This is a genomic window from Methylosinus sp. DMC45 (assembly GCF_056313885.1).
The window spans coordinates 157,243-170,824 of sequence record NZ_JBQUZK010000038.1 but is presented as its reverse complement, the minus strand read 5'-3'; the positions used below and the strand labels follow the sequence as shown (position 1 = coordinate 170,824).

At 66.1% G+C, this 13,582-nt stretch carries 15 protein-coding genes; 6 read left to right on the top strand and 9 right to left on the bottom strand.

The features are described from left to right. A partial coding sequence (locus ACT53T_RS11535) for a pseudouridine synthase (RefSeq protein ID WP_476161301.1) occupies positions 1-1,893 on the bottom strand: 1,893 nt, incomplete at its 3' end. Between the two features lie 182 nt (positions 1,894-2,075). Here ACT53T_RS11535 and ACT53T_RS11530 point away from each other — a divergent pair. Then, positions 2,076-3,377: a UDP-N-acetylglucosamine 1-carboxyvinyltransferase gene (locus ACT53T_RS11530; protein WP_400766190.1), complete on the top strand. Its 1,302-nt coding sequence runs from the start codon at positions 2,076-2,078 to the stop codon at positions 3,375-3,377. Between the two features lie 276 nt (positions 3,378-3,653). On the opposite strand, the gene ACT53T_RS11525 is transcribed toward ACT53T_RS11530, so the two are convergent. The 3 genes from ACT53T_RS11525 to ACT53T_RS11515 all read right to left on the bottom strand — a co-directional run bounded on the left by ACT53T_RS11525 (position 3,654) and on the right by ACT53T_RS11515 (position 5,273). Further along, entirely contained in the window at positions 3,654-4,433 is a 780-nt protein-coding gene (locus tag ACT53T_RS11525; RefSeq protein WP_476161300.1) for a hypothetical protein, read from the bottom strand. A gap of 134 nt (positions 4,434-4,567) precedes the next feature. Then, positions 4,568-4,909, bottom strand: coding sequence for a helix-turn-helix domain-containing protein (locus ACT53T_RS11520; RefSeq protein ID WP_400766193.1), 342 nt, complete (start codon positions 4,907-4,909; stop codon positions 4,568-4,570). Beyond that, the gene (locus ACT53T_RS11515) at positions 4,887-5,273 is read right to left on the bottom strand and encodes a type II toxin-antitoxin system RelE/ParE family toxin (protein ID WP_400766194.1); all 387 of its coding nucleotides are present in this window, start codon (positions 5,271-5,273) and stop codon (positions 4,887-4,889) included. The genes ACT53T_RS11520 and ACT53T_RS11515 overlap by 23 nt, the downstream gene beginning before the upstream one ends. A 178-nt stretch (positions 5,274-5,451) precedes the next feature. Here ACT53T_RS11515 and ACT53T_RS11510 point away from each other — a divergent pair, with 178 nt between their 5' ends. Continuing rightward, a complete protein-coding gene (locus ACT53T_RS11510; protein ID WP_476161299.1) occupies positions 5,452-5,892 on the top strand; it encodes a nucleoside deaminase in 441 nt (146 codons plus the stop codon). Here the strand turns inward: ACT53T_RS11510 and ACT53T_RS11505 are convergent. Together ACT53T_RS11505 and ACT53T_RS11500 are read right to left on the bottom strand one after the other, a co-directional pair. Then, positions 5,877-6,734, bottom strand: a complete 858-nt coding sequence (locus tag ACT53T_RS11505) for a patatin-like phospholipase family protein (protein WP_476161298.1) — start codon at positions 6,732-6,734, stop codon at positions 5,877-5,879. The two genes, ACT53T_RS11510 and ACT53T_RS11505, sit on opposite strands and share 16 nt — an antisense overlap. Then, positions 6,731-7,615, bottom strand: coding sequence for an alpha/beta fold hydrolase (locus ACT53T_RS11500; RefSeq protein ID WP_476161297.1), 885 nt, complete (start codon positions 7,613-7,615; stop codon positions 6,731-6,733). The genes ACT53T_RS11505 and ACT53T_RS11500 overlap by 4 nt, the downstream gene beginning before the upstream one ends. Positions 7,616-7,904: 289 nt before the next feature. Here ACT53T_RS11500 and ACT53T_RS11495 point away from each other — a divergent pair, with 289 nt between their 5' ends. Both ACT53T_RS11495 and bfr read left to right on the top strand, forming a co-directional pair. Continuing rightward, positions 7,905-8,141: a (2Fe-2S)-binding protein gene (locus ACT53T_RS11495; RefSeq protein ID WP_018264260.1), complete on the top strand. Its 237-nt coding sequence runs from the start codon at positions 7,905-7,907 to the stop codon at positions 8,139-8,141. A 34-nt stretch (positions 8,142-8,175) separates the two neighbouring features. Further along, complete coding sequence (gene bfr, locus ACT53T_RS11490; RefSeq protein WP_476161296.1) at positions 8,176-8,652, top strand: bacterioferritin; 477 nt, start codon at positions 8,176-8,178, stop codon at positions 8,650-8,652. A 72-nt stretch (positions 8,653-8,724) separates the two neighbouring features. On the opposite strand, the gene ACT53T_RS11485 is transcribed toward bfr, so the two are convergent. After that, entirely contained in the window at positions 8,725-9,975 is a 1,251-nt protein-coding gene (locus ACT53T_RS11485; protein ID WP_476161295.1) for an MFS transporter, read from the bottom strand. Between the two features lie 4 nt (positions 9,976-9,979). Beyond that, complete coding sequence (locus ACT53T_RS11480) at positions 9,980-10,597, bottom strand: helix-turn-helix domain-containing protein (RefSeq protein ID WP_020493697.1); 618 nt, start codon at positions 10,595-10,597, stop codon at positions 9,980-9,982. A gap of 165 nt (positions 10,598-10,762) precedes the next feature. Between ACT53T_RS11480 and ACT53T_RS11475 the strand changes: the two genes are divergently transcribed. Together ACT53T_RS11475 and ACT53T_RS11470 are read left to right on the top strand one after the other, a co-directional pair. Beyond that, complete coding sequence (locus ACT53T_RS11475) at positions 10,763-11,608, top strand: UDP-2,3-diacylglucosamine diphosphatase (protein WP_400766206.1); 846 nt, start codon at positions 10,763-10,765, stop codon at positions 11,606-11,608. After that, positions 11,608-12,699, top strand: a complete 1,092-nt coding sequence (locus ACT53T_RS11470) for a glycosyltransferase family 4 protein (protein WP_476161294.1) — start codon at positions 11,608-11,610, stop codon at positions 12,697-12,699. Before ACT53T_RS11475 ends, ACT53T_RS11470 begins: the two co-directional genes overlap by 1 nt. On the opposite strand, the gene ACT53T_RS11465 is transcribed toward ACT53T_RS11470, so the two are convergent. After that, positions 12,649-13,560: a hypothetical protein gene (locus ACT53T_RS11465; RefSeq protein WP_476161293.1), complete on the bottom strand. Its 912-nt coding sequence runs from the start codon at positions 13,558-13,560 to the stop codon at positions 12,649-12,651. The genes ACT53T_RS11470 and ACT53T_RS11465 overlap by 51 nt on opposite strands. Positions 13,561-13,582 lie beyond the last annotated feature (22 nt).

Below are 13,582 nucleotides of genomic sequence, written 5' to 3'. Positions count from 1 at the left end.
ACCGCGACGCTCGCCACGATCGAAACGCTCCGTCCGCTCGCCGCGCGGACGCTGCTCCGCCCCCTCGCGACGCGGCGGACGACCCTCGCCCTCGCGACGCGGCGCGCGCTCGCGGCGCGGCCCATCGCCGGCGCCAAAGCTCGGCCCGCGACGCTCGCCACGATCGAAACGCTCCGTCCGCTCGCCGCGCGGACGCTGCTCCGCCCCCTCGCGACGCGGCGGGCGACCCTCGCCCTCGCGACGCGGCGCGCGCTCGCGGCGCGGCCCATCGCCGGCGCTCAAGCCCGAACCACGACGTTCGCCGCGATCGAAACGCTTCCGCTCGCCCGAGGACGCACGGGCGGCTGCTCCTTCGCGACGCGGGGGACGACCTTCGCCCTCACGACGCGGCGCGCGCTCGCGGCGCGGCCCATCGCCGGCGCCGAAACTCGAACCGCGACGTTCGCCACGATCGAAACGCTCCGTCCGCTCGCCCGAGGATGCACGGGCGGCCGCTCCTTCGCGACGCGGCGGGCGACCCTCGTCCTCACGACGCGGCGCGCGTTCACGGCGCGGCCCGTCGCCGGCGCCGAAGCTCGAGCCGCGACGCTCGCCGCGATCGAAACGCTCGGTCCGCTCGCCGGCGCGCGGACGCGCGGCAGCGCCCTCGCGCCGGGGCGGGCGTCCTTCGCCCTCGCGCCGAGGGGCGCGCTCGCTCCGCTCGAATCGCTCCTTCCGCTCGCCGGAAACGCGCGCGGGCCTCTCCTCCCCCTCGTTCCGCTCGGCGCGGAAGCGGCGGGCGTTGCGCGTCGTCGCCGGCTCCTCGGCGCGGCGCACGGGCACGATCTTCTCGACCGACACGGCGCGGCCCTTGCGGTCGCTGGTGGCGGCGCGCTCTATGCGGGCGCGCGGGCCTTTGCCGCGCGTCTCCTCACGCTCGGCGCGCAGGGTCGTGACATGCTTGCGCGTGCGCGTCTTGGCGCGCTGACGCGCCTCCTCGGCGGCGACATGTGGCGGCTCGTCCGAGTCGCGGCGCGACGACGAGAAATCGACGCCGGCGAGCTCCGCCAAGCCCTTGCCGAGCTGCTCGCGCAAGGTCTTCAGCCGCACCTCCTCGACGACGCCCTCCTCCAGCTCGCCGAGCTGGAAGGGACCGAAGGAAATGCGAATCAGCCGATTGACGTCGAGCCCCAAATGCTCGAGCACGCGCTTGATCTCGCGATTCTTGCCCTCGCGCAGCGCCATGCTGATCCAGACATTGGCGCCCTGGACGCGATCGAGCTTGGCGTCGATCGGCGCGTAATCGACATCGTCGACGGTGACGCCCTTTTTCAACGCGTCCAATTGCGCCTGGTCGATCTCGCCATGGGCGCGCACGCGATAGCGCCGCGTCCAGCCCGTCGCGGGAAGCTCGAGCGTGCGCGCGAGGCCGCCGTCATTGGTCAGCAGCAGCAGGCCTTCCGTATTGATGTCGAGCCGCCCGACGCTCACCAAGCGCGGCAGATCGGGAAAGCGCTCCTCGAGGAAGCCGAAGACGGTCTCCCGCCCCTCCGGGTCCTTGGCGCTGGTGACGAGGCCGGCGGGCTTGTGGAACAAGAACAGGCGCGTCGGCTCGCGCTCGGCGAGCGGCTGGCCGTCCACCTCTATGCGGTCGCCCTCCTGCACATTGAAGGCGGGGCTGTCCAGCACGCGGCCGTTGACGGAGACGCGCCCTTCCGCGACCCAGATCTCGGCGTCGCGGCGCGAGCAGGCGCCGGCGCGCGCCATGACCTTGGCGATGCGCTCGCCCTCGAAGGCGCTGGCGGCGGCCTCGGGCTCCGCCGAGGGCGATTTCTTGGCCGGGACGCGGCGACGCGGCGGCTGGTCGCCGCCGTCCTTACGGCGGGCGGGTCTTTCTGGCTTTTTGTCGGTCATCACGCCCTGATAGCAGGTCGCGGGGCCAAAGAGAAAGGCGCGACGGCCGCTTTTTCACTCGTCATTCGCCATGAATCCGAGTTATGGCCTCGAATCCACGTAGGGAGTCCCCCGCGGCCCCGCGAAAGCCGGCCGCGGTCCCCTATTTCGGCGCATAGAAGCAACAGACGTCTGGAGGCGGTATGGCTCATCTGATCGTGCATGGCGGACGTCCGCTCAGCGGCAGGATCATCCCTTCCGCGAATAAGAACGCCGTGCTGCCCATTCTCTGCGCCACGCTGCTGACCAGAGAGCCGCTGCGCATCCATGGCGTGCCGGAGATCACCGACGTCAAGAAAATCCTCGAATTGTTTCGCACGCTCGGCAGCGACGTGCGGATGGATTTTGCGACCGGCCTGCTCGAGCTGCGCCATGAGGGCACGCGCTTCGATCCGTCCATTCATCGCCTGCCGGCGGAGATGCGCTCCTCCATCATGCTGGCCCCGCCGCTGCTGGCGCGCTTCGGCGTCGCCCGCATAGAGGACGATGTGAAGGGCTGCACGCTCGGCGCGCGCGAGATCGACCCACATATAGAGGTGCTGAAATCCTTCGGCGCGACGATCGAGCGCAGCGACGATTCGCTCGTCATCCGCTCCGACGGCCCGCTGCGCGCGACGCGGCATTGGCTCGACTACGCCTCCGTCACCACCACGGAGAATTTCGTGCTGTGCGCGGCGCTGGCGAGCGGCCAGTCCAAGCTCAACAACGCCGCCTCCGAGCCGCATGTGCAGGAGTTCTGCGCCTTCATGGAGACGCTCGGCGCGCGCATCTCCGGCATCGGCACCTCGCAGCTCACCATAGACGGGGTCGATTCGCTCTCCGGCGGCGAGTTCCACCTCACGGAAGACTTCCACGAGGTCGCGACCTTTCTGGCGCTGGGCGCGATCACCGGCGGCGGCGTCGAGGTGAAGAATTCCGCGCCCGATCAGTTTCCGCTGATCGACCGCACTTTCGCGAAATTCGGCGTGCATGTCGTCCATGAGGACGGCTGGTCCAAGACCAAGGCCAATGGTCCGCTGAAAGTGGCCGAGCCCTTCACCCGCAATGTGCTGCAGAAGGTGGAGGCGGCGCCTTGGCCCTATCTGCCGGTCGATCTTCTGCCCATCTTCATCGCGCTCGGCGTCAAGGCCGAGGGCAGCGTGATGTTCTGGAACAAGGTCTATGACGGCGCGCTGGGCTGGACCGGCGAGCTCTCCAAATTCGGCGCGCATGTGTTTTTGTCGGACCCGCATCGGCTCATCGCCTTCGGCGGCAAGCCGCTGGTCCCGGCGCAGGTGGAGAGCCCCTATATCATCCGCGTCGCCATCGCTCTGCTGATGCTGGCGGCGAGCATAGAAGGGCGCTCGATGATCCATAACGCGACGCCGATCAAGCGCGCGCATCCGCGCTTCGTCGAGAATTTGCGCATGCTCGGCGCGGAGGTGGAATGGACCGGCGGGGATTGAGGGGATTAGGTTGTCGCAGTGCAAAAGGCACTCGACTCTCGACCACATCTTTTGCGCAGCCCGATCCATTGATCGTTTGCGCAGTCGTGCCCGCTTGCACAAGCTTTGATTGACCTACGCGGCTCGTCACAGGGCCGCGCGGAACGACCACCGAACTAAAGTGGACTGAGGCGGTATTATGGCGCAAACGCCACAAGCCCAGAAGATCAGCCGCTTGCGCCGGAAAGGCACCAAGTGAGCGCGGCCACCCGGTGCGGGCTGATCTTTATCGGTCCCTCAATATGCGTTCCCGGCCGTGCCGTTGTTGGAACCCATGATCCCGATGTCAATCGAAGTTGGATCGACGGGCAGTGGGCCAATCCCAAGGGGACGAGTTGAGCCGACGAGATAGACGAACCTAGTCTGATGATGGCGTCCGTCGCCCGGAATTTTATAGTCAACACAGCCGAAGGCAATTATCGCCGGGCCTTGGCCATCTGCAGCCAGATCGGCGTATTCTTTTCGGCTGATTATTGGGCTATGCCCTTGAGGATCAGTAGTCTGGCCTGGAAAAACAGAGCCGCCTCCTTGCTTATCCCAGGGGCGAGAAAGTATTTCATCGCATTCAGCGAAGCGAAGTTTGTTTATGTTGGCAGGGAAGGTCTCAACCTTCGCTTTAACAGTTATCGTGGTGAAAAATGATGGGAGATGGCCAACATTACTGAGAGTCCAGGTGAGTGGTATTACAAAATTATCCTCTTCAATAATCATCCTTCCCTTTATTTGAGCGGCTTGATAGACCCAAGGCCGCTGTTCGTCGCGCATCTCATCCAAGGTGCGGCTCGTTATATTCCACTGGGCGATTCCTACACCAGCTAATACAAAAGTGAGACCCGCGACCCAAACGTTAGCGCTCGCCGTGCGTCTTGCCGCTCTGTCGCTGGGGCTCTCCTTTGCCTTTCCGACACAGCACTCCTGAAAATAGCGCTTGATGTCTTGCGGGGTCCAGACAATCCAGTCTGGATCCGTGTTGCATTCCTGCTCTGTATCGCTTTTGCCGGAACCTTCATCGTTCAAGGGACCGTCCTCGTCTTTAATACGGAGAGTAGCTTTGATAAGTCCTCCGAGTCTATGCCGGTTAGGCCCAAGACAGCAACAGACGCCAGTAGGAATGCTGCAGAGTCCGCACACCAAAAAATCATTGGCTCGGTCTACAAGATCGCCTCTATGCCCTTGCGGCGGATGAGGTCGAGCAGAACGAGCGCGGGGCCGCTCGGGCGCTTCGCGCCGCGCTCGAGCTGAGAGACATAGCCCACCGTAAGGTTGAGATAGCGGGCGAAGACCGCTTGGCTCAACCGCGCCTTCTCGCGGAGGTCGCGGATTTCCTCGCCCGAGATCGGCGCGGGCGCGCGGTTTCTGTCCAACTGACGCAAGGTGATCTTCGCATGGCTCGCCTCGTCCATGAGTCCGAGGCGGCGCATGTCGTCCGCGGTTTCGAGAATGGCGTCACGCAAGCGGCTCGTAGCCGCGCTAGGCGTCGCTTTCTTCGTCATGTCGCACCTCCTGAATCGCTCCGTCCTGGAGAGCCGCCTCGATGCGTTCCGATGTCGCTTCGAGCCATCCGCGCGCCACGAGGCGCAAATCCTCCAATTCGTCCGGCTCGATGTTTTCCCTCTCGTTCTTGGCGAAGCCGTAAAGAAAAACAGCGCGCTCCTCGACGCGAAAGGCGATGATCATGCGATAGCCGCCGGAACGTCCTCGCCCCCGTCTGGCGACGCGCTGCTTGATGAGGCCGCCGCCCAAATCGGCGTCGATGAGGCCGCGCGCGGCGCGGCCGATCGCCTCGCTCAAGCTCTCGTCGGCGATCCGCTCGCTGCGGGCGAACCGCGCGAACCATCTGATTTTGAAGACGCGCACCTCGGCCCCATAGTTCTACAAACTATAGCTCTTTGAACTATGATTTCAAGCGACCGATCGGGCGGGCGGCAGTTCAGCCGCTTGATTCGCGTCGGGCCGTGCTCGATATTCGGCGCGCTCGGCCGTGTAGACGCGCCCTATGGCGCCCCTTTGGCGCGAGACGAAGCGAACAGGGCGAATGACCGACCCCCTCACCGCCGCCTTCGACGCCGCGTGCGAAGCCTTCGCCGCGAATGAGGTGCCTGTCGGCGCTTCCATCGCGCGCAATGGCGAGATCATCGCCGTCGCGGGCAATCGCACGCTGCGTGATAAAGACCCCACGGCTCATGCGGAGATGCTCGCCATTCGCGCCGCCTGCGCGACGCTCGGGAGCGAGCGGCTCGTCGATTGCGATCTCTATGTCACGCTCGAGCCCTGCGCCATGTGCGCGGCGGCGATCTCCTTCGCGCGCATTCGCCGGCTCTATTATTCGGCGGAAGACTTGAAGGGCGGCGGCGTCGATCATGGCGCGCGCTTCTTCTCGCTGAAGACCTGCCATCATGTCCCGGAGGTCTATGGCGGCTTGCGCGAGAGCGAGGCGGCCGAATTGCTGCGCGCCTTTTTTCAGGCGCGGCGCTGAAGCGAAAGCCGCGCGGCGGCGCTCTGCAATCCTTCGATCACCTCGGCGCGGCAGGCGTCGCCCGCCTCGAAGATGCGCTTGGCCTTGAAGAGATCCAGCGCGAGATATTGATTGACCGCGGGCGCGATCAGAATGTCGGGCGGGCTCTCCTCGATCATGCGCTCGCTGATGGCGTTCATCATGATCTGGCTGGCGACGATGATCGTCTCTATCGGCGAGGGTGGACGATTGCGCGCGCGCCCGCTCGCCGTTCCCGAGACATCGACGGCGAGCACGATATCGGCGCGGCCGACGAGATGATTGTAAGGCAGCGGATTGACGAGGCCGCCGTCGATCAGAAAGCTGTCGCCATAGGCGACCGGCCGGACCAGGCCCGGAATCGCCATGGAGCCGCCGACCGCCGGACGCAGCGAGCCAGACGAGATCGCCGCCTCGCGGCGCAGGCGAAAATCCGTCGTCACGGCGGTGAAAGGAATTCGCAGCGCCTCGAATGTCTCCGGCATGCCCTGCGGCCAGAAGGCGTCGAGGAAACGCTCGGCGTCGATCAGCGCCGGATGCGCGAGATCGGAGAAGGTGCGCGCCCGCCGTCGCGCCCGCGAGCGCAGCAGGCGCCGCGCGAGGCGCATGCGATTGCGGAACGCCGCTTCCGCATGGGCGCGCAATTGCGCGCCGGAAAAGCCAGCGGCGTAAGCGGCGCCGATGATCGCGCCGATCGACGTGCCGGCGATGGCGCATGGGCGCACGCCCAATTCGTCAAGCGCCTCCAGCACGGAAATATGGGCGAGGCCGCGCGCGCCGCCGCCGCCGAGCGCCACGGCGACGCGGAAGGGAAATTCGCTCACAGAAAAAGGTCGAGCGCGGCGAATGTCGCCTCGGGCGCCTCCTCGGCGAGATAATGGCCGCTGTCGATCTCGGCGCCGCGAAGATCGTCCGCCCATTCGCGCCACTGCGCGAGCAGAGCGTCGCCCTGGCCGGAAAAGCTCGCCGCGCCCCATAGCGCCAGAGTGGGAACGACAATCTTCTTCCCCGCCGCGCGATCGGCGAGATCGAGCGCGCGATCCGGCCCCGCGCCGGCGCGAAAATCCTCGCAAAAGGCGTGAATGCGCGTGGGCTCGTCGAAGGCGGCGAGATAATGGGCGAAGGCCCGCGTATCGAAAGCGTCGAGCGTTCCGCTCTTGGTTCCGCTCGCCAGCGCGTCGGCGAGAAAGCCTTTGGGATCGAGGCCGATCAATTGCTCGGGCTTGGGCGCCGGCTGCGACAACAGGCGCGCGCGGCCGAGGCGCGCGAGATTTGCGTCGCCGAGCGATTCCTCGAGCGGAGCTATGTCGAGCAGAGCGAGCTTCTCCAGCCGCCCCGGATGATCGAGCGCCAGGCGAAAGCCGACCCGCGCGCCGCGATCATGGCCGACCAGCGAGAAGCGCACATGGCCGAGCTGCTCCATCACGACGATGACGTCCTCGCCCTGCGCGCGCTTCGTATAGGCCTCGCCCTTCTCGCTCGGAGGCGCGGAGGACCAGCCATAGCCGCGCAGATCCATGGCCACGACGAAGAAGCGCTCCGCGAGCCGCGGCGCGATCTTCGCGAAGGCGACATGCGTTTCGCCGAAGCCGTGCAGCAGCAGCAGCGGCGGACCGGAGCCGCCGGAGCGGGCGAAAATGGAGCCGGCGGGCGCATCGATCCAATGCGAGGCGAAGCCGGGATAAAGATCAGCGAGATCCGACATCGGTGCTCAGCCCTTCCGTTCAAGGCGCGAAGATTCGTCCAAGGTCTTTCTTCGCGCGAAAGATTTTCAAAAGAGGCGGGCGCGAGCATGCTCCAGGTCTTGCCGCCTCTCTTATCCACAACAAATAATCTGGCGCGGCCGAGCGGCCGTGGCGCGCGATTTGCGAAGTCTCCGTGATCCCCGAGGCCGCTGTCGGAAAACCGACAAAGGCCTCTAGCCAGAACCGGAACGGTACGTTAAGCTACTGAAATCACAGCTAGTTTACAACCCTTCCAAACTAGGTGCGGAGATGATCGTCTGCTCTTGCAATGTGCTCTCGGACGGACAAGTCCGCGAGGTCCTCGGAGGAAGATCGGATCGCCCCAGCGTCGGCGCGATCTTCCGGCATATGGGGTGCGAGCCGCGCTGCGGCCGATGCGCGCGCAACATCAGCGCGATCGTCGATCAGCATGCGGCGATCCCGTCCGATCATTGCAGCGGAGCCGGCGAGTGCGATAATTGTCGGGCCGACGAATTGGCTGCATGACCCGGTCCGCTCTGGCCGGGCGGAAGGGGGAACCATGCGCGGTGACGCGAAGCTCATCGAATATCTGAACCGCGGCGTCCGCGCCGAGCTGACGGCGATCAATCAATATTGGCTGCATTATCGTATCCTCGATAATTGGGGCTTCAAGGAGCTCGGCAAGAAGTGGCGGCACGAATCCATCGAGGAGATGGAGCACGCCGACAAATTCGTGCATCGCATCCTCTTCCTCGAGGGCTTTCCGAACCTGCAGAGCCTCGATCCTCTGCGCATCGGCCAGTCGGTGGAAGAGATCATTCGTCTCGATCTCGCCACGGAAATCGACGCCCGCGCGCTCTATCTCGAGGCCGCGGCCTATGCGCTGTCGATCAACGACCGCGTCAGCAAGCTGCTGTTCGAAGAGATCGTCGAGAGCGAGGAGCGCCATATCGACTTCCTCGAGACGCAGCTCGAGCTGATCAAGCAGCTCGGCGTGCAGCTCTACTCGCAAAAGCACATGGGCGATCTCTCCTGAGGAGAAATCGTGCGACGACGCCCGAGCCGGGGAAAGACCGGCGCGGGCGTCTCGCCCCTACGAGCCCGCCGCTCAGGCGCGTGAATGCTCGGGCTCGGCGTGGGCGTTCCGCGTCGCTTCCGTCCGCGCGTGACGGCCGGCGCAAAGATGCGCCACCGCGAAAGAGAGCAGCAGGCCGAGAAAGGCCACCGCCGCCATCGCCAGATAGGCGCGCTCCCCCGCCTGCGCATAGAGCGGCCCCGACAGGAAGGTGAGCAGGCTGTTGCCGCCGGCGATGGCCGCCGCCAGCCAGGCTTGCGATTGCGCGAGGCGCTCCTTGCCGCCGAGCTCGGCGAGCAGATAGGCGGGGCCGATCTGCACCGCCGCGCAGGAGGCGCCATGCAGCGCCTGGGCGAAGAAAATCCCATAGGGGCCTGGATCGGCCGACATCAGCAGCCAGCGCAGCACGGCGCCGATTGCGCCGACGAGCAGAAAGGCGCTCGCTTTCGACTCGCCGCCGAACCAGCGCGCCGCCATCAGATAAGCGACGACCTCGGTGGCGAGCGCAGCGACCCAGGCGAAAGAGACGAAAGTGTCGCTATGGCCCTGCTCTTTCCAATGCAGCGCGCCGAATGTGTTCACCATCGAATGCGAGCTCTGCACCAGCGCCGCCGCGACGATGACCAGCGCCACCAGCTCCGGCCGCGCGATGCGTCCGACCGATTGGCGCTCCTCTCTCGCTCCAGACGAGCCGAAGCCGATCAGCGAGCCCATGCAGGCGAGGCAGGCGAAGGCTCCGACCGCGGTGAGCAGCCAGACGATATCCTCCACCGCCAGCGCGCCGGCGACCGGCCCGCTGGCGGCGAGAAAGACCAGGATCGACATGGAACCCCAGCCGCGCACCCAAGAATAATGCAGCTGAGGCAGGCCGGCCTCGCGCCGGCGCCGCGCCTCGCCGAAGGTGACGCCATCGGCGAGCGGCGCCAGCGGCCCTTGCGCCAGCGCGACCATGGCGCCGGCGACGAGCAGGGCGAAGAAGCCGGAGGAGAGGCCCATGACCGCATAGGCCGCGGCCACGGCGGCCATGCAGCCGACGAGCAGCGCGCCATGATCGCCGCGCCGATCCGCCCGGCGCGAGGCGAGCAGCATGGAGCCGATGCGGATGACCGGCTGCACGGCGAGAACGGCGGCGATCTCGAATGCGTCGAGCCCGCGCGCCGACAGCCAGATGGAGAAGAAGGGCAGCTGGACCCCGACAATAGCGTAGATGGAGGCCTGCAGCAGCGACAGCCTCAGCTCCGCATGGCGCCCGGCCGCCGTCTCGGCGCTCGGCAGTTTCGTCAAATGGTCACTCCATCGCGGCCGCTTTGAGAATGCAGACCATGGTTCCATGGGCGGCGCTCCGCCCCAGATTGCGGATCACATGCGGGCGGTCGCAGCGATAGCGCAGCGTCTCGCCCGCGCGCACGATCTCCTTGGCGCCGCCGACCTCCACCTCGAGCTCGCCCTCGCGCATGGACAGGCTCTCGACAGAGCCGCGCTGATGCGCCTCGGATTCCAGAGTTCCCCCCGGATCGGCGGAGAATTCATAACATTGCAGCCATTCTACGGTCTTGATCCAACCGATGATCTCGAGCCGGCACTTGCCGTCGTCGGAAACCAGTATCGGCGTGTCCGCTCGGCTGGTCTTCTCGAGGAAGGGCTCGTCCTCCGTGGTCTGCAGCACACGCTCGATGGAGACATCGAGAGCCTGGGCGAGGCGCCAGATGGTGGCGAGCGTCGGATTGGTCTCGTTGCGCTCGATCTGGCTGATGATCGATTTGGCGACGCCGGACTGCTGGGAGAGTTCCGACAGCGACAGATTATAGGCCTTGCGCAGACGCTGGACAGTCGCGCCGAGCTGCCCGGACAAGGCCAAGGCTCCGGCTTCCAGTATCTTCTGCTTTTCCCGGCCTTCCACGCCCATGACGCCCGCTCCTTTCGACATGATCGCGTTGATAATCGAATTCGTTCGAAATATCGAACGGGAAATTTGCCACGGCGCCGCGCGCCGAGCGCGGTGTCATCGTTACGCAACAAGAATCTGGTGGGAAGGAGACGCTGCGGCACAAAAAGAGGCGAGCGCGTCGATATGACCGCAAACGATTCATTGGCCGATTCGCAGAGCGCCAAGCGCTTCAGGACGCTGTTCCTCTCGGATCTCCATCTCGGCACGCGAGGGCTTCAAGCCGAGCTTCTGCTCGATTTTCTGAAGCATCACGACGCCGACACCATCTATCTCGTCGGCGATATCGTCGACGGCTGGCGCCTGAAGGGCGGCTGGTATTGGCCGCAGGCGCACAATGACGTCGTGCAGAAGCTGCTGCGCAAGGCGCGCAAGGGCGCGCGCGTCGTCTATGTGCCCGGCAATCACGACGAATTCGCCCGCGACTATACGGGCATGGAGTTCGGCGGCGTCGAGGTCGCGGACACCGACATTCACGAGACCGCCGACGGCAAGAAAATGCTTGTCATCCATGGCGATCAGTTCGACATTGTGGTGCGGCACGCGCGCTGGCTCGCCTTTCTCGGCGACTGGGCCTATGAGGCCGCGCTCTTCGCCAACACCTGGGCCAATCGCGTGCGCCGCCTGTTCGGCGTCGATTATTGGTCCTTCTCCGCCTGGGCCAAGCTGAAGGTGAAGAACGCCGTGAACTTCATCGGCGATTTCGAGCAGACGCTGGCGGCGGAAGCGGCGCGGCGCGGCGTCGACGGCGTCGTCTGCGGCCATATTCATCACGCGACGATCCGCCACATAGAGGGGATGCTCTATGTGAACACCGGCGATTTCGTCGAGAGCTGCACGGCGATCGCCGAGCATGCCGACGGCCGCTTCGAGATTCTCTATTGGCGCAAGACCGCCAAGGAGCAGGAGGCCGCGGCCGAAGCCGCCGCGCAGCAGCCGCCGGCCCTGCCGCAGGCGAGGGCCGCCGCCTGATGCGGATATTGATCGCGACGGACGCCTGGCGTCCGCAAGTCAACGGAGTCGTGCGTTCCTTGGAGGCGATGGCGAGCGCGGCGAGCGCGCTCGGCGCGTCGATCGATTTCCTGACGCCGCAGGATTTCTCCTCCATCCCCATGCCGACCTATCCTGAAATTCAGCTCGCCTTCGCCTCGGCGGGAGCGGTGGCGAAGCGTCTGGCGCAAGGCTACGACCACGTCCATATCGCCACGGAAGGGCCGGTGGGCATGGCGACGCGCGCCTGCTGCCTGCGCCAGGGACGGCGCTTCACCACCAGCTATCACACGCGCTTTCCCGAATATATTCACGCCCGCACGCGCTTTCCGGTCGGCGTGACCTATGCGCTGCTGCGCCGGTTCCACAATAGCGGCGCCGGGACGATGGTCTCGACGCAGACGCTGGCGCAGGAGCTTTCCGCGCGAGGCTTCCGGCGGCTGATGCGCTGGTCGCGCGGCGTCGATCACCAGCTCTTTCACCCCGATAAAGCGGTCGATCTCGGCTATCCGCGGCCGCTCTATCTCTACGCCGGCCGGCTCGCGGTGGAGAAGAATATCGAGGCGTTTCTCGCGCTCGATCTGCCGGGCACCAAGCTCGTCGCCGGCGACGGGCCGGCGCGCGCGGCGCTCGAGGCGGCCTATCCGCAGGCGCGCTTTCTCGGCGTGAAGACCAGCGCCGAGCTGGCCACGCTCTACGCCAGCTCGGATGTGTTCGTCTTTCCGAGCCGCACCGACACTTTCGGAATGGTGCTGCTGGAGGCCATGGCCTGCGGCCTGCCGGTGGCGGCTTTTCCGGTGGCGGGGCCGCTGGATGTGGTCGGCGCGAGCGGCGCCGGCGTGCTGAGCGAGGATTTGCAGGCGGCCTGTCTCGCGGCGACGGAGATTCCCGCCGACGCGCCGCGCGCCCATGCGCTGACCTTCACCTGGGAGGCGAGCGCGCAGCAGTTCCTCGGCAATGTCGCGCTCGCGCATCAGAATGGCGTCGAGGCGGCGGCTCAGGCGGCCGCCGGCAAGGCCTGCTCAGCCAAACAGCCGAAGCTTTTCGTGCAGGGAGAGATGATCGAGCCGTGACAGCGCCGCGAGGCGCGGATCGACCGGCCCCTCCGGCTCGGCCGGCGCCGAAGCGCGCTTCGGCAGGCTGATCTTGGGCGAGACGGATGCGCGCAAGTCGAATTTGGGCGCATCGATGCGGGGCGCGGGCGGCGCGCTCTCCTCCGGCAGAATCGCGCGCGCGACGAATTCCTCGAACACGATCTCATTGGACGCCGGCTCGGCGATCTCTTCCGCCTGCGGCGGCGCCGCCATCTGCGCGACCGGCTCCGGCTCGAAAGCGACGGCCTCGATCTCGATCGGCTCGGCGACGACAGCTTCCGCCTCGAAGGATTCGACCGAGACCGGCTCGGCGTCGATCGGCTCCGGCTCGATCGCCTCCGCGAGGGTCTCGACCTCGGCGATCTCTATCGGCTCATCCGCCGGCGCGATCTCGAGAATCGGCTCGACGCGCTCGTCTTCCATTTCATGCGGCTCGTCGACGATCTCGATCGCCGCGGCCTCGAGGATCGCGCGCGGCGCCTCTTCCGGCTCCGCGGCCGGCGCGTCGAGCAATTTGGAGAATTGCTCGACCAGCGCATCCGCCTGCGCGCAGAGCTTCTCCTCGACGCCGCTGGCGCGCAGCGTGCGCGCGAATTCCTGCGCGCGCTCGACGAGGCGGTGCGGCAGGCGCCAATCGGCCGCGGCCTCCCGCTCCTCCGCGCGCGCGGCGACGCGCTCCAGACGATCCACCGCCAGCACCAGCCGCTCGGTCTCCTCGACGCGCTGACGGCGCGCATATTCGAGCAGGAACCAGCGGCCGCGCACGGTCTCCATCACCGCGGCTTCGATTCTCTCATAGTCTTCAGGATAGAGTCCGGTGGGCGGGGCCGGTAGGTTCATAGGCGGTCCTTGCGGGACAAAG

Coding starts and splice junctions, on each gene's coding strand:
- ACT53T_RS11530 (WP_400766190.1), top strand. CDS start 2,076: ATGGCTCATCTGATCGTGCATGGCGGACGTCCGCTCAGCGGCAGGATC.
- ACT53T_RS11520 (WP_400766193.1), bottom strand. CDS start 4,909: ATGACGAAGAAAGCGACGCCTAGCGCGGCTACGAGCCGCTTGCGTGAC.
- ACT53T_RS11510 (WP_476161299.1), top strand. CDS start 5,452: ATGACCGACCCCCTCACCGCCGCCTTCGACGCCGCGTGCGAAGCCTTC.
- ACT53T_RS11500 (WP_476161297.1), bottom strand. CDS start 7,615: ATGTCGGATCTCGCTGATCTTTATCCCGGCTTCGCCTCGCATTGGATC.
- ACT53T_RS11495 (WP_018264260.1), top strand. CDS start 7,905: ATGATCGTCTGCTCTTGCAATGTGCTCTCGGACGGACAAGTCCGCGAG.
- bfr (WP_476161296.1), top strand. CDS start 8,176: ATGCGCGGTGACGCGAAGCTCATCGAATATCTGAACCGCGGCGTCCGC.
- ACT53T_RS11480 (WP_020493697.1), bottom strand. CDS start 10,597: ATGGGCGTGGAAGGCCGGGAAAAGCAGAAGATACTGGAAGCCGGAGCC.
- ACT53T_RS11475 (WP_400766206.1), top strand. CDS start 10,763: ATGACCGCAAACGATTCATTGGCCGATTCGCAGAGCGCCAAGCGCTTC.
- ACT53T_RS11470 (WP_476161294.1), top strand. CDS start 11,608: ATGCGGATATTGATCGCGACGGACGCCTGGCGTCCGCAAGTCAACGGA.
- ACT53T_RS11465 (WP_476161293.1), bottom strand. CDS start 13,560: ATGAACCTACCGGCCCCGCCCACCGGACTCTATCCTGAAGACTATGAG.